Origin of the sequence: Neisseria sp. N95_16, from assembly GCF_002551535.2 — a bacterium.
GTDB classification, from domain to species: Bacteria; Pseudomonadota; Gammaproteobacteria; order Burkholderiales; family Neisseriaceae; genus Neisseria; species Neisseria brasiliensis.
Map to the genome: position 1 here is coordinate 22099 of NZ_PDBT02000013.1, position 19393 is coordinate 41491.

Annotated in this window: 21 protein-coding genes and 1 pseudogene; 20 read left to right on the plus strand and 2 right to left on the minus strand. The window is 47.5% G+C overall.

What is annotated here, in order from left to right:
• Positions 1-55: 55 nt before the first annotated feature.
• From rlmN to ispG, 4 genes are read left to right on the plus strand one after another with little or no spacing between them, the layout of a single operon-like run.
• A complete protein-coding gene (gene rlmN / locus CRG49_RS03455) occupies positions 56-1150 on the plus strand; it encodes a 23S rRNA (adenine(2503)-C(2))-methyltransferase RlmN (protein WP_095503443.1) in 1095 nt (364 codons plus the stop codon).
• A 3-nt stretch (positions 1151-1153) separates the two neighbouring features.
• A complete protein-coding gene (pilW, locus tag CRG49_RS03460; protein WP_095503444.1) occupies positions 1154-1909 on the plus strand; it encodes a type IV pilus biogenesis/stability protein PilW in 756 nt (251 codons plus the stop codon).
• Positions 1910-1912: 3 nt separating this feature from the next.
• Positions 1913-2776 carry a helix-turn-helix domain-containing protein gene (locus CRG49_RS03465; protein WP_095503445.1) on the plus strand — a complete coding sequence of 288 codons (864 nt, stop codon included), beginning with the start codon at positions 1913-1915 and terminating at the stop codon, positions 2774-2776.
• 2 nt (positions 2777-2778) lie between these two features.
• Complete coding sequence (gene ispG, locus CRG49_RS03470) at positions 2779-4044, plus strand: flavodoxin-dependent (E)-4-hydroxy-3-methylbut-2-enyl-diphosphate synthase (protein ID WP_095503446.1); 1266 nt, start codon at positions 2779-2781, stop codon at positions 4042-4044.
• A gap of 56 nt (positions 4045-4100) precedes the next feature.
• On the opposite strand, the gene CRG49_RS03475 is transcribed toward ispG, so the two are convergent.
• The gene (locus CRG49_RS03475; protein WP_095503447.1) at positions 4101-5024 is read right to left on the minus strand and encodes a pseudouridine synthase; all 924 of its coding nucleotides are present in this window, start codon (positions 5022-5024) and stop codon (positions 4101-4103) included.
• 142 nt (positions 5025-5166) lie between these two features.
• Here CRG49_RS03475 and hisS point away from each other — a divergent pair, with 142 nt between their 5' ends.
• From hisS to CRG49_RS03555, 15 genes and pseudogenes are all read left to right on the plus strand, one after another.
• Positions 5167-6462, plus strand: coding sequence for a histidine--tRNA ligase (gene hisS, locus CRG49_RS03480; RefSeq protein WP_095503448.1), 1296 nt, complete (start codon positions 5167-5169; stop codon positions 6460-6462).
• Positions 6463-7092, plus strand: coding sequence for a tetratricopeptide repeat protein (locus CRG49_RS03485; protein WP_095503449.1), 630 nt, complete (start codon positions 6463-6465; stop codon positions 7090-7092). It abuts the gene before it with no gap.
• A gap of 176 nt (positions 7093-7268) precedes the next feature.
• Positions 7269-8738, plus strand: coding sequence for a ribosome biogenesis GTPase Der (der, locus tag CRG49_RS03490; RefSeq protein ID WP_095503450.1), 1470 nt, complete (start codon positions 7269-7271; stop codon positions 8736-8738).
• Between the two features lie 312 nt (positions 8739-9050).
• Entirely contained in the window at positions 9051-9341 is a 291-nt protein-coding gene (gene hfq / locus CRG49_RS03495) for an RNA chaperone Hfq (RefSeq protein WP_095503451.1), read from the plus strand.
• An 86-nt stretch (positions 9342-9427) separates the two neighbouring features.
• Entirely contained in the window at positions 9428-9997 is a 570-nt protein-coding gene (locus tag CRG49_RS03500; RefSeq protein WP_095503452.1) for a class I SAM-dependent methyltransferase, read from the plus strand.
• Positions 9998-10046: 49 nt separating this feature from the next.
• Positions 10047-10418 (plus strand): SirB2 family protein, encoded by a 372-nt coding sequence (locus tag CRG49_RS03505; RefSeq protein WP_095503453.1) that lies wholly within the window; start codon positions 10047-10049, stop codon positions 10416-10418.
• Between the two features lie 13 nt (positions 10419-10431).
• Positions 10432-10929: a 2-amino-4-hydroxy-6-hydroxymethyldihydropteridine diphosphokinase gene (gene folK, locus CRG49_RS03510; protein WP_095503454.1), complete on the plus strand. Its 498-nt coding sequence runs from the start codon at positions 10432-10434 to the stop codon at positions 10927-10929.
• 115 nt (positions 10930-11044) lie between these two features.
• The gene (locus CRG49_RS03515; RefSeq protein WP_095503455.1) at positions 11045-11680 is read left to right on the plus strand and encodes a deoxynucleoside kinase; all 636 of its coding nucleotides are present in this window, start codon (positions 11045-11047) and stop codon (positions 11678-11680) included.
• Between the two features lie 30 nt (positions 11681-11710).
• Entirely contained in the window at positions 11711-12151 is a 441-nt protein-coding gene (locus tag CRG49_RS03520; RefSeq protein ID WP_095503456.1) for a peroxiredoxin, read from the plus strand.
• 59 nt (positions 12152-12210) lie between these two features.
• Complete coding sequence (xerD, locus tag CRG49_RS03525) at positions 12211-13083, plus strand: site-specific tyrosine recombinase XerD (protein WP_095503457.1); 873 nt, start codon at positions 12211-12213, stop codon at positions 13081-13083.
• 52 nt (positions 13084-13135) lie between these two features.
• Entirely contained in the window at positions 13136-13564 is a 429-nt protein-coding gene (locus CRG49_RS03530; protein WP_095503458.1) for a molybdopterin-binding protein, read from the plus strand.
• A 241-nt stretch (positions 13565-13805) separates the two neighbouring features.
• Positions 13806-14009 carry a (2Fe-2S)-binding protein gene (locus CRG49_RS03535; RefSeq protein ID WP_095503459.1) on the plus strand — a complete coding sequence of 68 codons (204 nt, stop codon included), beginning with the start codon at positions 13806-13808 and terminating at the stop codon, positions 14007-14009.
• Positions 14010-14349: 340 nt separating this feature from the next.
• Entirely contained in the window at positions 14350-15675 is a 1326-nt protein-coding gene (gene brnQ, locus CRG49_RS03545) for a branched-chain amino acid transport system II carrier protein (RefSeq protein ID WP_095503461.1), read from the plus strand.
• 238 nt (positions 15676-15913) lie between these two features.
• Positions 15914-16888, plus strand: a complete 975-nt coding sequence (locus tag CRG49_RS03550) for an AEC family transporter (protein WP_095503462.1) — start codon at positions 15914-15916, stop codon at positions 16886-16888.
• Positions 16889-16915: 27 nt separating this feature from the next.
• A pseudogene (locus tag CRG49_RS03555) lies at positions 16916-17156 on the plus strand (glutaredoxin family protein).
• Positions 17157-17593: 437 nt separating this feature from the next.
• Here the strand turns inward: CRG49_RS03555 and rfbD are convergent.
• On the minus strand, positions 17594-18523 hold the full coding sequence (gene rfbD / locus CRG49_RS03560; protein WP_095503464.1) for a dTDP-4-dehydrorhamnose reductase: 930 nt from the start codon (positions 18521-18523) through the stop codon (positions 17594-17596).
• A 156-nt stretch (positions 18524-18679) separates the two neighbouring features.
• Between rfbD and CRG49_RS03565 the strand changes: the two genes are divergently transcribed.
• Complete coding sequence (locus CRG49_RS03565) at positions 18680-19270, plus strand: LemA family protein (protein ID WP_095503466.1); 591 nt, start codon at positions 18680-18682, stop codon at positions 19268-19270.
• The last annotated feature ends 123 nt before the right edge of the window (positions 19271-19393 follow it).

Below are 19393 nucleotides of genomic sequence, written 5' to 3' on the forward strand. Positions count from 1 at the left end.
TATCTTGCCGTTCTATATAATTTTAATTTAACAGCTTCTCATAGTTTAAGAATACATGAAAACCAATCTACTGAATTTTGATTTACAAGGCTTGACCGAACACTTCGCCGCGATGGGTGAAAAACCATTTCGCGCTAAGCAGGTGATGCGTTGGATTCACCAATCGGGTGCCTCTGAATTTGATGAAATGACCGATTTGGCCAAATCGTTGCGCCAAAAATTAAACGAACAAGCTACTGTTGGCATCCCGCAATTGATGACGTCGCAAGAATCGACCGATGGCACACGCAAATGGTTGCTGGATGTCGGCACCGGCAACGGCGTGGAAACGGTGTTTATCCCCGAAGCCGAACGCGGCACATTGTGTATCTCATCGCAAGTGGGCTGTGCATTGGAATGCACGTTTTGTTCTACCGGTCGCCAAGGCTTCAACCGCAACTTGACCGCTGCCGAAATCATCGGCCAATTGTGGTGGGCAAACAAAGCGATGGGTGTCACGCCGAAAAACGAGCGCGTGATTTCCAATGTGGTGATGATGGGCATGGGCGAGCCGATGGCCAACTTCGATAACGTAGTCACCGCTTTGAGCATTATGCTTGACGATCATGGTTATGGCTTGAGCCGCCGCCGTGTAACCGTTTCGACTTCTGGCATGGTGCCGCAGATGGATCGCTTGCGCGACGCCATGCCGGTTGCTTTGGCGGTATCGTTGCACGCGTCTAATGATGCCGTGCGCGATGAGATTGTGCCGTTGAACAAAAAATATCCGCTGAAAGAATTGATGGCTGCATGTCAGCGTTATCTGGTGAAAGCGCCGCGCGACTTCATTACTTTTGAATATGTGATGCTGGATGGCATTAACGATAAACCGCAACACGCGCGTGAGTTGATTGAATTGGTGAAAGATGTGCCATGTAAATTCAATCTGATTCCGTTTAATCCGTTCCCGAATTCTGGTTACGACCGTTCTTCAAATGAAAATATTCGTGTGTTCCGCGATATTTTGCAGCAGGCCGGCCATGTGGTGACAGTGCGTAAAACACGCGGCGATGATATTGATGCGGCGTGTGGCCAGTTGGCAGGTCAGGTTCAGGATAAAACCAAGCGTCAGCAAAAATGGCAGCAAATTTTGGTTGAGCAACAGGGTTAAGCCATGAAATTAAATATTTTATCGTCTTTAATTGTGACCTTAACATTGGCAGCGTGTGCCGGTTCGTCAGGCCCAAGCCCACGCGAACGTGCAGAGCAGGTATCCAATATCAAAACGCAATTGGCTTTGGAATACATGCGCGTTCAGGATTACCGTCAGGCAACGCAGGCGATTGAAGATGCCTTAAATTCTAATGGTAAAAACGAAGTGGCTTGGTTGGTGCGTGCGCAGATTTACCAATACTTGAAGGTACAAGACAAAGCGCAAGAAAGCTTTTTGAAAGCCTTGTCGTTGAAACCGGATAGCGCGGAAATCAATAATAACTACGGCTGGTTTGTGTGCAGCCACATGAATAATCCGGCTGAATCGATTCAGTATTTCGACAAAGCGCTGTCGGATCCGACGTATCCCAGCCCGTATGTGGCGAATTTAAACAAAGGCATTTGTAGCGCAAAAATGGGTCAATTCTCATTGGCTGAAGCATATTTAGAGCGCGCTTTGGCTGCTGCGCCGCAATTTCCGCCCGCATTCAAAGAATTGGCACGCACCAAAATGTTGGCAGGCAGTCTGAACGATGCCGATTATTACTTCCGCCAATACCAAAGCAAGGTTGACGTATTGCAGGCAGATGATTTGCTGTTAGGTTGGCGCTTGGCTAATGCGCTGGGTAACACCCAAGCCGCTTATGAATACGAAGCGCAGTTAAGAGCCAATTTCCCTTATTCCGAAGAACTACAGGCAGTGACGACAGGTCGATAATACATGGACAATCAACAAAAAACAGCACACAACATCGAAGCAGCAAAAGCATTGGGCAATGAATTGCGCCAATTACGTGAAAAGCAAGGCATTGACATCAGCGATATTGCAGGCCGTCTGAAATTATCGGTTGAGCAAATTCAAGATTTGGAAAAAGGCGATTATTCCAGCTTTTCAGGTTTGGTATTTGCCACTGGCTTTCTGCGTTCATACGCGCGTTTGTTGAAAATGGATGAACAGCAAATTGCAGGCCGTCTGAAAACCGTTGTGCCGCAAACTGCTGATCATGTGTATGCGGTTAATCGCGAAAAAGATGCCGGTTTTAATTACCAAAGTGTCGAGAAAAACGGTTTCCCAAAATGGATTTTGGGCGTGGCGGCATTGGCTTTGATTGTGGGCGGTATTTATTTATGGCAAAACAAGTCGAATTTAGAAAGTAGCCAACAATACGCACAAGACAGCAGTGCCGTGCAAAACAGCTTGCAAGCGCCGGCTTTAAAAGCCAGCAATGTTGAAGTATCGAAAATGACCGAGCAAGGCACACAAGTGATTGCGGCTGCTTCTGCTGCTTCAGATGTCGCCGCTTCTGCGGCTTCCGAGTCGAAAGTCGAAGTGGCTGCCGATGAATTGTGGGTGAAAGTACAATACCGCAGTAATCTGATTATTCATGATAAAGATGGCAAAATGGTGTTCAGCAATATCATTCCGGCCGGCAGTGAGCGCCGCTTCAAAGGCGGTGCGCCGTATGAAGTATGGGTCGGTATCGCGGCTGGTGCCGAAGCCAATTATGGCGGCACCAGCATTCGTCCGGTTGATTACCGTGCCCCGGGCAAACAGTCTGCCACCTTTATTGCAGGAAAAAAATAAACATGAACACACTCAAACGCCGCCAAACACATCAAGTCCAAATTGATCATATTACCGTTGGCTCCAGCGCACCGGTGGTGGTGCAATCCATGACCAACACCGACACCGCTGATGCGGAAGGCACCGCTTTACAAGTTAAAGAGTTGAGCGATGCCGGTTCGGAAATGGTGCGGATTACCGTCAACAGCCCTGAAGCAGCCTCCAAAGTGGCTGAAATCCGTCAGCGCTTAGATGATATGGGCTACAACACACCGTTAGTAGGTGATTTCCATTTCAACGGTGAACGCTTGTTGGCCGAATATCCCGAGTGCGGCAAAGCATTGGCCAAATACCGCATCAATCCGGGCAATGTCGGCAAGGGTGCAAAAGGCGATGAAAAATTTGCCTACATGATTCGCACCGCGGCTGAAAACAACAAAGCCGTGCGCATCGGCGTGAACTGGGGTTCTTTAGATCAAAGTTTGGCCAAGCGCATGATGGATGCCAACATGGCTTCGGCTACGCCGCTGCCGCCGGAAGAAGTGATGAAAGAAGCCTTGATCGTTTCTGCTTTAGAGTCGGCTGAAAAAGCGGTGAGCTTGGGCTTGCCGGAAGATAAAATCATTTTGTCGTGTAAGGTCAGCGCGGTGCAGGATTTGATTCAAGTGTATCGTGAGTTGGGCAGCCGCTGCCAATATCCGCTGCATTTGGGTTTGACCGAAGCCGGTATGGGTAGCAAAGGCATTGTAGCGTCTACGGCGGCGCTGGCCGTGTTGCTGCAAGAAGGCATTGGCGACACCATTCGCATATCATTAACACCGGAACCGGGTAGCTCGCGCACGCAAGAAGTGATTGTCGGACAAGAAATTTTGCAAACCATGGGCTTGCGTTCGTTTACCCCAATGGTCACGGCTTGTCCGGGTTGCGGTCGCACCACCAGCACGGTATTCCAAGAATTGGCACAAGATGTGCAAAATTATCTGCGTCAAAAGATGAACGTGTGGCGTACGGTTTATCCGGGTGTGGAATCCTTAAATGTGGCCGTAATGGGCTGCGTGGTGAACGGACCCGGCGAGAGTAAATTGGCCGACATCGGCATCAGCCTGCCGGGTACGGGTGAAACCCCTGTTGCGCCGGTTTATGTTGATGGCGAACGCAAAGTCACCTTAAAAGGCGACAACATTGCACAAGAATTCTTGCTGATTGTCGAAGAGTATGTGAAAGAGAATTACCGTGAAGGCGGTGCCAAACGCGTTCAGCCGCGTGTGATTCCGATTAAAAATGCTTAATTCTTAATATTCAAATAAAGGCCGTCTGAAAAGCAATATTTCAGACGGCCTTTATTTTATAGCTTCTGCATGCTTTCAAATTTGCGAATATCGCCACTAATAGGGTCGCTAAACTCAATGATTTTTGCCAATAGTTTTAACGGCTTTTCATAATTTTCATCGCCAACCGCCAGCGCAACAGGATAAAGCGCATCGTTTAACAGCGGCATGCCCAAACTCATCATGTGCACTCGAAGTTGGTGTTTTTTGCCGGTAATCGGCTGCAAGCGGTAAAGGCTGGTTTCGCCACGGTTTTCAACCAATTCGATGGTGGTAAAGGCATTCGGCTCGCCATCAACTTCTTTCGTCAAATAAAATTGATCCCCACGCACCAGCCGCGATTGTATCGAATAAGGGTAAACCAAATCCGTGCGCGTGGGGGCAACCGCTTCGTAGGTTTTGCGCACCGTTTTATCTTGGAACATGGTCTGATAATCGCGGCGGCTGGCCGGATTGTGCGACAACAGCATCACGCCTGCCGTGTCTTTGTCTAAGCGGTGAATCGGGGTGATGTGCTCCACGTTTAGGTGTTGCAAATCGGGGTGTAGGCGCAAGCGAGTGAGCAAGGTTTCGTGCAGAAAACGGCCACTGGGAATCACCGGCAGGAAATGCGGCTTGTCCACCACGATCAAATGCTCGTCAATATGCAGAATTTTTTCGTCAAACGGGATGCGCGGTTCGTCTTCACGGCTGATTTCGCGATAATAATAAATCGTTTGCCCGGGTTGAAATATTGTATCCGCATTCAAAGCCATGCCGTCTGAATCGACCACAAATCCGCTGTTTAAGCGTTTGCGCCAATTGGTGTCATCAACAAACGGAAAACGGGCGCATAAGAAATGCAAAAGCGGTAAGCCGTAAAACGATTTGTCGTGCGGCAACACCAGATAGCTGGGCTTTACGCCGTCAAGCAGCGGCAGGGGATTGATGCGTGTATTCATACCGCGTATTTTACCCGAAGCCTTCTTGGCATTGAAATGATTTTCAGACAGCCTTACCGTAAGGAAGATGCCGTCTGAGAACACAATCCGCTAAAAATAAGCTATAATTACCGACTATTTGATTTAAGCATCCTGATTTGAAATGGCACAAAAAATCCAATCCGTAAAAGGTATGAATGACCTTTTACCTGTCGAACAAAAAGATTTCAAACTCACCGCTGCTTTTTGGCAGGCTTTTGAAGACATGGTCAGCCAGTGGGCGCGCACTTACGGCTATCAGCAAATTCGCACACCGATTGTGGAGCAAACCGGTTTGTTTGTGCGCTCTATCGGCGAAGAAACCGATGTGGTCGGCAAGGAAATGTACACCTTTTCCGATTCTAACGATTCACTGAGCTTGAGCCTGCGCCCAGAAGGCACGGCTTCATGCTTGCGCGCAGTGGTTGAGCATAATCTTTTGTACAACAGCCCACAGAAATTATGGTACATGGGGCCGATGTTCCGCCGCGAACGCCCGCAAAAAGGCCGTTACCGCCAGTTTCACCAAGTGGGTATTGAGGCTTTGGGTTTTGAAGGTCCTGACATTGATGCCGAAATCATCGCCATGTCGGCCGATTTATGGAAAAAATTGGGCATTAGTGATTATTTGACGCTGGAAATTAACAGCTTGGGTAATCGCGAAGAACGCGCCGCCCATCGTGCCGCATTGGTGGCGTATCTGACCGAATATGAAGCGCAATTGGATGAAGATAGCAAACGCCGTCTGAAAACCAACCCGCTGCGTGTATTGGATACCAAAAATCCGGAATTACAGGAAATTTGTAACGCTGCGCCGCGCTTGGTGGATTATCTGGGCGGAGAATCGCGCACGCATTACAGCCGCTTCAAAGCCATGCTGGATGGTTTGAATATTCAATACACCGAAAATCCGCGTTTGGTGCGCGGCTTGGATTATTACAACCAAACCGTGTTTGAATGGACGACAGACAAACTGGGCGCACAAGCGACTGTATGCGGCGGTGGCCGTTACGATGGTTTGATTGAAGAATTGGGTGGTAAACCGGCTGCTTCGATTGGTTTTGCCATGGGCATTGAGCGTTTATTGTTGCTGGTACACGAATACGGCACCTTGCAAGCCAATGCTGCGCCTGATGTGTATGCCATGCATCAAGGTGAAGGTGCCGCTTTGCAGGTGATGCAATATGCCCAAGCCTTGCGTGCCGAAGGGTTTAATGTGTTGCAGCATTCCGGTTATCAAAGCCTGAAAGCGCAAATGAAAAAAGCCGACGGCAGTGGCGCACATTTTGCCCTGATTGTGGCGCAAGACGAATTGGCCGAAGGCAAAGTGACGCTGAAAGACATGCAGGGCGAAAAAGGCCAAATTACCGTGGCCGCCGCTGATTTAATCAACACTTTACAACAATGGAAGAACGCATAAATGGCAGCTCATTTGGAAGAACAACAAGAGTTAGATAATTTCAAATACTTTTGGAAAAGCACCGGCCGCTGGCTGTTTGCCTTACTGATGCTGGCTGCATTGGGCTATTTGGGTTATACCATGTACCAAAGCCATTTGGTGAAAAAAAGCCAAGAAGCAGCTGATGTATTGGCGCAATTGGTTGAAAAAGCACAAAACCAAGGTGATTCAAAAGCCATTAATGCCGATTTACAAAATCTGCAGCAAAACTTTGCCGAAACCATTCCGGCGGCACAAGCAACCTTGATGGTGGCGGCGACTGAGTTTGATGCCGGTCGTTACGATGTGGCTTCAGGCCATCTGAATTGGGTGTTGAAAAACCAAAAAGAGCCTTTGGTTCAAGCCTTGGCGGCGCAACGTTTGGCCGTGGTGAAATTGCAGCAAAAGAAATACGATGAAGCTTTAGTGGCGTTGGATACCAAAGTAGAGGCCGATTACGAAGCCTTGCTGCTGGAAACCAAAGGCGATGTTTTCGTGGCGCAAAACAAAGCCAAAGAAGCAGCTGCCAGCTATGAGCAGGCATTGGCTAAATTGCCGAAAGATTCGGTGGGTCGCGAATTGGTTCAAATGAAATTGGATTCGCAAAAATAAGGCCGTCTGAAAGATAGATGGTTTTACCAATCTTGCATAATGGTGCCGAGTGATTAAATACGGTTATGCAGATTTAAGAGCAAACAGCAGGCTTGTCGGGTGTTGTGTCCGGCAAGCCGTTATGTGTTTTCAGACGGCCTGTAAATATAGGCCGTCTGAAAAAGGAAAGTGAAAAAATGAAACCAACAATTGCATTGGTGGGACGGCCGAATGTCGGCAAATCCACCTTATTCAACCGACTAACGCGCACTAAAGATGCGTTGGTACACGACTTGCCCGGCTTAACGCGCGACCGCCATTACGGTCACGGCAAAGTCGGCAGCAAGCCTTATTTGGTGATTGATACCGGCGGTTTCGAGCCGGTGGTCGATAGCGGCATCCTGCATGAAATGGCACGCCAAACCCTGCAAGCGGTGGATGAAGCCGATGCAGTGGTATTTCTGGTCGATGCCCGCACCGGTTTAACCCCGCAAGACAAAATCATTGCCGATCGCTTACGCCAAAGCCCGCGTCCGGTGTATTTGGCCGTGAACAAGGGTGAGGGTGGCAATCAGGCAGTATTGTCTGCCGAATTTTTTGAGCTGGCCTTGGGCGAGCCGTATGTGATTTCCGGTGCGCATGGCGATGGTGTGTATTACCTGATGGAAGATATTCTGGCCGAGTTCCCAGAGCCGGAAGAAGAGGAGGAAACCGCCAAGCATCCTGTTTTTGCCGTGATTGGCCGTCCGAATGTCGGCAAATCGACTTTGGTGAATGCTATTTTGGGCGAAGAGCGCGTGATTGCGTTTGACATGGCCGGCACCACGCGTGACAGTATCCACATCGATTTCGAGCGTGAAGGCAAACCGTTTACCATCATCGATACCGCCGGTGTGCGTCGTCGTGGCAAAGTAGATGAAGTGGTGGAAAAATTCTCGGTAATCAAAGCCATGCAGGCGATTGAGGCGGCCAATGTGGCGGTATTGGTATTGGACGCGCAGCAAGACATCGCCGATCAAGATGCCACGATTGCCGGTTTCGCTTTGGAAGCAGGTCGTGCTTTGGTTGTGGCGGTCAATAAATGGGACGGCATCAGCGAAGAGCGCCGTGAGCAAGTGAAGCGCGACATCAACCGTAAATTGTATTTCTTGGATTTTGCCAAATTCCATTTTATTTCCGCTTTGAAAGAACGCGGCATTGACGGTTTGTTCGACAGCATTCAGGCGGCCTATGACGCAGCCATGATTAAAATGCCGACGCCGAAAATCACCCGTGTGCTTCAGACGGCCATCGAACGCCAGCAACCACCGCGTTCAGGCTTGACCCGTCCGAAAATGCGTTATGCCCACCAAGGCGGCATGAATCCGCCGGTGATTGTGGTGCACGGCAATTCGCTGCACGCGATTTCCGACAGCTACACGCGCTATCTGACGCAAACTTTCCGCAAAGCCTTCAATCTTCAAGGCACACCGTTGCGCATTCAATATAATGTTTCGGAAAACCCTTACGAAGAAAAAGAAGACAAGCCGAAGAAAAAACCGTTGCGCCGCGCGGCTTACAGTAATCGCATTGCCAAACGTGAAGAGCGCAAAGATGAAAAAGTGCGCAACAGCGGCGGTAAAGCGAAGAAACGCCAAGTCAGCGTGAAAAAACAGCACAGCAAATAAAGCCAAACCGGAAAGCGATAGTCAAATTCGTTTTCCGGTTTTTTTTGATATGCGTTGAGTAAGTCAGTCGTGAAACATGCCGGATAGGAAATAAAACTGAAAAAGAAGAAAGAGATAAGCGTAAATAGAGTAAATATCTAAACAAATCAGCGCCGAATATCAGCTAAATCAAGCGGGGGCAATAACTAAACCATGTTAAAAAGTTTGCATATTCTTACCCAAAATTGTTGGTAAAAATCGACATTCAAGGCTACAATCACCCATAAAGCTATTCACGGCTTTCCTTAAAATCATAATAACGGAGTAAAGAATATGACAGCTAAAGGACAAATGTTACAAGATCCTTTTTTGAATGCGTTGCGTAAAGAGCACGTACCGGTTTCGATTTACTTGGTTAACGGCATTAAGCTGCAAGGCCAAGTTGAATCATTCGACCAATACGTTGTTCTGCTGCGTAATACTTCAGTGACCCAGATGGTTTACAAACATGCTATTTCAACCATCGTTCCGGCTCGTGCGGTAAGTTTGCAGCACGAAAACAAACCGGCTGCCCAAGCACAAGCAGCTGCGCCGGTGCAAGTGGAAACACAGTCAGCAGAATAATGCAGGTCATTATTTTAATACCTTACCGATAACGGTAAGGTATTTTTATTTTCAGACGGCCTTTTAAGTCATACCAAGAGAATGTGATGTCAATTCAGAATATTCTTCCTTTTACCCATCAACTATTAACCCAACATTTAAACAATGGCGACACGGCCTTAGACGGCACGGCTGGTAACGGTCACGATACGGTTTTTTTGGCCGAAGCCGTAGGTTATCGCGGCAAAGTGTGGGCGTTTGACGTGCAACAGCAAGCCATTGAGCAGACCAAAGCCAGATTGATGGCGGAAAACCTGCTGAGCCGCGTGAATTTGGTTCACGACAGTCATCAATATATTGAACGTCATATCCGACAAGGCTTGGATGCGGCAGTGTTTAATTTTGGCTGGCTTCCGGGGGGCGATAAAAACATCACCACATCAGCCGACAGCAGCCTTGCGGCGCTCAACAGCACGTTATCACTATTAAATCCCAATGGCATTGTGGTAACAGTGTTATACCCCGGCCATGATTCGGGGTGTGTGGAAGCAGCAGCCATTGAAGCATGGGCGCAATCTTTGCCACAGCAAGAATTTGCTGTGTTGAAATACCATTTTATCAACCGTCAAAACCATCCGCCTTATGTGTTGGCGATACAAAAGTTACGTCAGAAATGAATGTTTAGGGTAAAATAGCGGCATTCTTAAACCAACCATCATCACTGCCATGCAATATTTAATTGTCAAACACAGCCACATGCTTTTTGTGGCGATTACAATTTTATTGTTTAACCTGCGTTTTTTCTTGTTGTGGAAAAACCCGCAAAAACCTTTGGGTGGCCTGCTGAAAGCCTTGCCACACTTAAACGACACCATGTTGTTGTTTACCGGCTTGTGGCTGATGAAATTGACCCATTTCACCCCGTTTAATGCGCCTTGGTTGGCAGTGAAAATCGTTTTATTGTTGGTATATATTGGTTTTGGCGTGGCGATGATGCGTTCTGCACCGCGTTCAAACAAATTCTATGTGACTTATTTGTGCGCCATGGCGTGTGTGGCGACGATTGTGTACATGGCTTTATTCAAACCTTATTTCTAAGGCCGTCTGAACCATGTTAAACCGAAAATCTGCCATTATTGCGCTGGGCAGCAATCTACAGAACCCAGCCCAGCAAATCCGTGCGGCATTGGCAGCGGTTGCCGCCCATCCACAAATTAAGCTTGAACACACGTCGTCACTCTACATCACCGCGCCCGTTGGTTATGATGACCAGCCGGATTTTGTGAATGCCGTGTGTGCCGTATCCACTGATTTGAGCGATGTGGCTTTGTTGGCGGTGTTGAACCGAATCGAAGCCGATTTTGGTCGCGAACGCACATTCCGCAATGCACCGCGCACCTTGGATTTAGACATCATCGATTATGATCATCAAAGCAGTGATGATCCGCATTTAAGCTTACCGCATCCGCGTGCGCATGAGCGCAGCTTTGTGATGAAACCATTGGCCGAAATTCTGCCGGATTTCAAATTGGGCCAACACGGTAATGCTGCCGATATTGTCGCTCGATTAGGCGATGATGGTATTCGCTTATTGAGTGAAGCGGAATAATAAATAGGCCGTCTGAAAGTTTGAAAAGCTTTCAGACGGCATTTTGATACTGTTCAGCATTGCAGGGTCTGATAAAATACGGCCTGACAATAAAAAGACAGAGTAGGAAATCAACATGAACTATCGTTATATTGCGGTTGAGGGTGCGATTGGTAGCGGCAAATCAGAATTGAGCCGCCGCTTGGCCGCTCAATTTAATGCACTGCATTTGACCGAAAATGCCGACCAAAATCCTTTTCTAGCGCAATTTTATGCCAATGCCAATAATCACGGTTTGGCAACCGAACTGTTTTTCTTGATGCGCCGAGCCGACAGCGTGGACGTGATTAATGCCGAAGAAGAAAAAGGCAGCGTGATTGTGGCCGATTTCTTATTGGAAAAAGACCAAATTTTCGTGCCGGTGGTGCTGAACGATAAAGAACAAACCCTGTTTTGGGAGTTAAAACGCCGCGCCATGCCGCAATATCCTGTGCCGGATTTGGTGATTTATCTGCAAACCGCCGCCGATACCAACCGCAAACGCTTGCAAAAACGCGGCGATGGTGTGGTCAACCTGTTTCCGGCCGGCTATCTCAACCGTATTCACGAAGAATACAGCCGCTTTTTCCACCTTTATCAAAACGCGCCTTTGCTGATTGTGAATGCCGACGAGTTGGACGTTAACGGCAACGACGAGCATTTTGATTTGCTGCTGCGTGCGATGAGCGATTTGCAGGGCAGTCGCAATTATCTGAATTTGAGTGAAAAATAGCCTGATAGGCCGTCTGAAACGGAATTGATTATGTCAACATACGAATTTACCCTTCCATCCAGCAGCGGTGAAGATTTCCACTCTGCCGAACACCTGCCTTTGATTGTGTATTTCTACCCGAAAGACAGCACCCCCGGCTGTACCACCGAAGGCTTGGATTTCAATGCCCGCTTGGAACAATTCAAAGCATTGGGCTACACCGTGGTCGGCATTTCGCGCGACGGTGTGAAAGCGCACCAAAATTTCTGCGCCAAACAAGGCTTTCAATTTGAGCTCTTGAGCGACAAAGACGAAACCGTGTGCAAAATGTTTGACGTCATCAAGCTGAAAAAGCTTTACGGCAAAGAATCGTTGGGCATCGAGCGCAGCACCTTTGTGTTGAACAAGTCTGGCGAAATCGAACACGAATGGCGCAAGGTCAAAGTGGCCGGACATGCGCAAGAAGTGTTGGAAACGGTGAGCGAGAAATAGCTTTAAAAGTTTCAGGCCGTCTGAAAACCATATTCAGACGGCCTCAATATTAAATTCTTATGAATACCTTAATCGACAAGCTTTTAGAGCACCTCTGGCTCAATCACCGCCTTAGTCAAAACACCCTGCAAAGCTATCGTCGTGATTTGGAAAAAGTGGCGGCACGTTTAAGCCAGAAAAATCTTGACTGGCTGAATGCGGCGCGTGAAGATTTGGCGGATGTGGTGTACGATGCCGCAGAAAAGCCAAGTTCGCAAGCGCGCTCATTATCTGCGTGTAAAAGGCTGTATGCGTGGCTGGAAGAAACCGAGCAGCGCCATGACAATCCCACCACTTTTTTAAAAGCACCAAAGCAGGCACAAAAATTGCCGAAGCTGATTACCGAAAGCCAAATCGATCGGTTCTTGAGCGCGCCCGATACTGACACGCCGCACGGTTTGCGTGATAAAGCCTTGCTGGAAGTGATGTATGCCACCGGTTTGCGTGTGACTGAAGCCGTGAAATTGCAATTGGGCGATATTGATTTAAATAAAGGTTGGATTCGAACCATCGGCAAGGGCGACAAGCAGCGTATCGTGCCTTTGGGCGGTGAGGCCGTATATTGGATTGAACGCTATGTGCAGGAATCGCGCCCGTTGTTACTGAAAGACAAAATGTGTGACGAACTGTTCGTCAGCCAAAAGCGGGTCGGCATTTCGCGCCAACTGGCGTGGATGATTGTGAAAGAATATGCCGAGATGGCAGGGATTACCGCCTTAAGCCCGCACGGTTTACGCCATGCTTTCGCCACACATTTGGTCAATCACGGCGCCGATTTGCGTGTAGTGCAAACCTTATTGGGGCATGCCGACATCAGCACCACACAGATTTACACCCATGTTGCCAACCAGCGTTTAAAAAGCGTGGTCGAGCAACATCATCCGAGAAACTGACTTTCAGACGGCCTTTTATCAGGATAGGCCGTCTGAACATAAAGAGAACATCATGAAAACCAGCGCACGCAACCAATTCGCAGGCATTGTTAAAAGCATTCAAACCAGCGGCATTCACAGCCAAGTGGTGCTGACTTTGCCGAGCAATCATGAAGTGGTCGCCACCATCACCAGCGAAAGCTGCGCTGAATTGGGTTTGAAAGAGGGCGATACGGTGATTGCCTTGATTAAATCCACCAACATCATCATCGCCACCGATTTAGACCACATCAAACTTTCCGCCCGCAACCAGCTCAAAGGTGTCATCGCACATGTCGAACGTGGCGCAGTCAATTCGATTGTGACCTTGGATTTGGGCAGCAATATCCATATTCATGCGGGCGTTACCGTGCAAAGCACCGAACAGCTTGATTTGCACCCGGGGCAATACGCCACAGCGGTGTTTAAAGCAGGTAGCGTGATTTTGGGTGTGTTAGCTTAATCTATAGACAATTAAAAGATCTTAGGCCGTCTGAAAGCAAATCATGTTTTCAGACGGCCTTTTTGTATTGAAAACAGATGGTTATTTAATATTTGACTAATTTTATCAAGATTGGAAGTTTAATAAAAAAATTCCAACGATTTTGTGCAAACAACCGATTGCAATAGGAACAGTTTTTATTTATATTTACGTTTAAGAATAAAACTAAATCTCATTATGAGATGGAATCAGGAGCACTCACATGTTTGTATGCATTTGTAACGCCATTACTGACCGCGACATCAAAGAATCTGTTGCCGCAGGTGCCGCGACCATGAGCGATTTGCAAGACCAATTGGGCGTAGCCACTTGCTGTGGGTGTTGCAGCGATTTGGCTGCTTCATTCCTGAATGCCGGTACATCTGCCCAAACTACGGTGACTGCAGGCATCAACATTCAAGCCTAATTTTATAAAATACATCAAGGCCGTCTGAATTTTTCAGACGGCCTTTTCATTGTATAGAAGAAAAACGATTCATCTAAAGCACGCAAAGCGGTGTGGTTTCAGTTTACCGCTCGGCGAGAAATATTTGAAAATCATTAAAAATAAGTTGCTGATTTTGGAAAATTTGACTATTCTTGACACCTACTTTACATTTTATGGTGCGCCCATTGGCATTTTCAAGCGGCTGATGTTGGTTTTTGCTTAGTAAAAGTAAAGCTTGAATTGGTCATGTCTGTGGCGGTGTCAAACCGAAATAGCGCATGATATTTGATTGTACAGATAAGAAAAACAGGTGGTACACATGAATTCTTCAGGAAATCAAAAGGCATCGCTCTGGGCTGTCGGCCTGATGCTGTTTGCTTTGTTTTTTGGTGCCGGTAATTTGATTTTCCCTGCATTTTTGGGACAACAGGCCGGTGAAAATTGGTTTTCGGCCATGCTCGGCTTTTTGCTGACCGGTGCCGGTTTGCCTTTATTGGGTGTGATTGCGATTGGTTATTCCAACTCGCGCGACGTGCAGGTATTGGCCTCACGCGTGACCCCTTTATATGGTATTTTGTTTGCTTCAGCGCTGTATTTGGCGATTGGTCCTTTGTTTGCCACGCCGCGCACGGCAACGGTATCGTTTGAAATCGGTGTGGTGCCTTATATCAGCGAAGAAAACAAAACGCTGGCTTTGGCATTGTTTAGTTTATTCTTTTTCGGCGTGGCTTATTGGCTGTCGTTGTCGCCGGGCAAACTGGTCGGCCGTATCGGTAAAATTTTGACACCTGCGTTGTTGGTGACCATTGCCATTTTGATGGGCTATGCCGCGATGAACCCGATGGGTGCGCTGACTGCGCCACAAGGTGATTTTGCCATTCGTCCGTTTGCTAAAGGTATTTTGGAAGGCTACGGCACCATGGATGCGCTGGCATCGTTGGTATTCGCCATCATTGTGATTGATGCCGTACGCGCCATGGGCGTGGACAACCGCGCAGAATTGTTGCGCACTACCACCGTGGCTGGTGTGGTTGCCGCGGCATGCTTGGCTTTGGTTTACCTGATGATTGGCTACATGGGTGCCACCAGCGTGGCCGGTTTGGGTATGCAGGAAAACGGTGCGGCAGTGTTGTCGAAAACTGCGCAATTTTATTTTGGCAACGCCGGCAATATTTTGCTGAGCGTGATTGTATTCTTGGCGTGTTTGAGTACAGCAATCGGCTTGATCGTAGCCAATGCGGAATTCTTCAACCGCTTGTGCCCGGGTATTTCTTACAAAACATTTGTGACCATTTTCACTTTGGTATCGATGGGTTTTGCCAACAAAGGTTTGGCCGGTATCATCAGCTTCTCGATTCCGGTGTTGATGCTGCTTTACCCGCTGACCGTGGTGATTATTTTGCTGGCGTTCTTGCATAACCTGTTCGGCGGTGGCCGTATTGTGTATATCTGCACCATCTTCTTCACCCTGATTGTGGGTGTATTGGATGCCTACAAAGCCGCATTCGGCTTTAGTGATGAAACAGCTGCTGCGATTAACAACGCTTTGCCGCTGTACGATATCGGTTTGGGCTGGGTAGTGCCTGCAGTAGTTGGCTTTATTTTGGGCTGCATCCTGAATGCAGTGTTTAAAAAGAAAGCTTAATCTGCTTGCCGGATAAATAAAAAAAGGCCGTCTGAAAAAAGATACACGAAATCTTTTTCAGACGGCCTTTTTATCGGCATTCTGTTTTACAATAGCGATTCGCTTATTTAGAAGTATGAGACCTTTGCAAAACCCCGAATTTGAGTGCAGTTCGAAGTTAGAGCAGCGCAGAAAGCGCAGACATATCACAAAGATAGGCAAGCTTTCGAGCAACGCATAACGAAGAAATGTGCCAAAGATGGGGATTTTGCAAAAGTCTCAGTATTTGATTCCGCCTACTTGGATTAATTATGTCCGCCATTTTTACCATTATCGCCCCCGTTTTTTGATGATTGCCATCGGCTATGGTGCGATGCGGCAACAGATTTTTAGCCGTGAACAGCTTGATGGCTTGGGCAAATTTGTCATCAAAATCGGTATGCCCATGATGGTGTTTAACGCCATTGCTACACGGCCAATTGCCGATGTGTTTAAGCCGGAATATTTCTACGGCTACACGCTGGCTTCAGGTTTGTTGTTTTTTATCAGTTGGTACGCCACGAAAAAACGCGGCTTGGATCCGAAATTGGCTGCGTTAAACGGTTTGGCGGTGGGAATGTCGAATTCCGGTTTTGTCGGCTATCCTTTGCTTCTGATGGCGATTGGTCTGGCGGCCGGCGTGTATTTTGCCATGAACGTGCTGACGGAAAACCTGCTGATTTTGCCATTAATGTTTATTTTTCTGGATTTGGCTAAGGGCGGGCAGACCAATTATTGGGCATTGTTTACCCGAATTGGTAAGGGCTTGCTGACCAATCCGATTATTATTTCCATGCCCATCGGCTTGATTTTTGCTTTTGGCTGGCTACCATTGCCAGCCTTTATGGACAAACTTTCCGCCATGCTGGCCACGGCTACATCACCGCTGGCTCTGTTTATGATTGGTGGCAATCTTTACGGCATGAGTATTCGTGGTAATGTGAAAGACATGGCGTGGGTGACGTTTGGCAAATTGGCTTTGTGTCCGCTGGTGGTGTTTGCCTGCTTGTGGTTGATGGGCGCGGATAAGGATATGTTGTTTGCCGGCGTGTTGTTTGCGACTACACCAATGGCCAGTCTGTATGCGCTGTTTGGTGGCATTCATGGTTTTGTCAAGGAAACATCGGGCGCAATGCTGATGGCGACTTTGCTGTCGATTATCCCGATTTCACTGGTGTTGATGTGGCATCATTAAATAATGATAAAACAAAGGAAACGATAAATGAAATTAACGTTGATGTTCCGCGAGTATTGCAGCTTGTGCCACAAAATGCGCGAGCAATTGCAGCCGTTCCAGCAGGAATTTGGTTTTGAATTGGATGTGGTTGATGTGGATGAAGATCCGCTTTTAGAAGAAAAATACAATGAATTAGTGCCGGTGTTGCTGCATGGCGAGCATTGAGATCTGCCATTGGTTTTTAGATGAAGACAAATTAAAAGCCTATCTTCAAGCGCAATCTTGATATAACTATGCCGTCTGAAATTTCAGACGGCATAGTAGAATGGTAAAGGTGCAACCCAGCATGGTGCACCTTGATTTTACTTAACGACTTTGCACTTGTGCAGGAGTCGTCGGTTTGTTGCTAAAAGAGGCGCGTTTGGCGGCCTGGAAAATTGACTGACGTCGACGATGTTGCATAAAGATACTTCCTTTCACTTTGTTGCTTTTTGCAGATTATGTTTTTTTATCAAACCTGCAATATTTATCGTGAGATGTTATGTTGGCATAATAGGCGCTTTTCACAGAATTGAATACAGCAATTATGTAAAGTTGCTGTGTTTTTCTGTTAGTGCGTATCATAGCGTACAATAATGACAAGATTTTGACGTCAAATAAAAAGGCCGTCTGAAATGATTAAATTAGTTTCAGACGGCCTTACTTGATTGTTGATGGGTTTGCTTAGTTTAATTTACCCATGATGTCGTTTAAGGCTTTTTGCCAGTCGGACGCTTTTACCTTGAAATCACGTTCAATTTTATGATTGTCCATCACGCTGTATGTCGGACGCGGCGCGGGAACAGGGTATTCACTGCTTGGGATGCCTTTGAGCTCAGGCATTTTGAAGCCATTAATATGCTTGGCTGCAGTTTGGAATACGGCATCAGCAAATTCGTACCAGCTCACTGATTTGTTGCCGCAATAGTGGTAAATGCCGCGATGCATTTCCGGTTCGCCAATGATGCTGACAATGGCAGCGGCCAAGTCACCGGCATAAGTCGGGTTGCCGGTTTGATCGTTGACGACAGATAAGCTGTCGCGCTCGTCGGCCAAGCGCAGCATGGTTTTGACAAAGTTGTTGCCGTATTCGCTGAATAACCAAGACGAGCGGATAATCACTGCTTCGGGGTGTGCAGCCAAGGCCAACAGTTCACCCGCGAGTTTACTCTTGCCGTAAACGCTTTGCGGGTTGGTTGAGTCGGTTGTGCGATACGGGCTTTTGGCATTGCCGTCAAATACGTAATCGGTGGAAACATGAATAAAGCGCGCGTGGATTTTTTGCGCGGCAGCGGCTAAATGATGTACAGCTTGAGCGTTGACGGCAAAGGCATTGCTGACATCGGTTTCGGCTTTGTCGACAGCAGTATAAGCAGCGGCATTGACCACAACATCGGGTTGGAAATTTTGCACCATGTTGTTCACAGCTTCGGCATCGGTAATATTCAAAGAGCTTGAATCCGTGGCAATCAATTCCCAGCTTTCAGGTAAGCGGTCGCGTAGACAATGGGCTAATTGGCCTTTCGAGCCGGTCAGTAAAATTCGCATATGGGCTTCTCCTTGCTGTCGGAACAAATAAAGTAGTAGGCTGTAATTAGTCGTATTATAGAGCAAATTTGCCTAATCGATTATCCGGAAATTTATTTTCTTATTTATTTTTTTAATCAAAAAATAATTTTTAGGTTATACTCGAAAACAAGTTTTCAGACGGCCATCAAAAATGATGGCGTGATGGAAAATTTTTTGACACATTATGTGATGGAGAGTGCAATGTTTAAAAAATGGTTGGCCGTTTTGGCCGTGATGACATCAATGTTCAGCTTGAGCGGTTGCGGTTACAATACCATGCAAACGCAAGACGAAGCAGCCAATGCGGCTTGGTCGGAAGTGTTGAACCAATATCAACGCCGCGCGGATTTGATTCCGAATCTGGTGAATACGGTAAAAGGTTATGCGACTCATGAAGAAGAAGTGTTTACCAAAGTCACCGAAGCGCGCAGCAAAGTGGGCAGCATGCAGTTGAGCGCTGAAGATGCCAGCAATCCTGAAAAATTGAAGCAATTCCAACAAGCGCAGGGTGAATTGAGTGGTGCGTTGTCGCGCTTATTGGTGGTGTCGGAAAACTATCCGCAATTGAAAGCCGACCAAAATTTCCGCGATTTGCAGGCGCAATTGGAAGGCACGGAAAACCGTATTTCCATCGCGCGCAACAGCTACATCAAAGCGGTGCAAACTTATAACACCACTTTGCGCCAGTTCCCGCAAAACATTACCGCAAAAATTTTCGGTATGCAGCCGCGTGCGAACTTTAGCGTAGAGAATGAAGGTGCGATTTCGAATGCGCCTGCCGTGCAGTTTTAAGCGTTAACTTTTCAGACGGCCTTACATTCGCATTTCAAGTGCAACGCTCAAATGCCATTGGCAAGGGCTGCTGAAAACAGATCACCCGGTGTCTCATAGTCCAATGTCTTTCTCGGTCGGCGG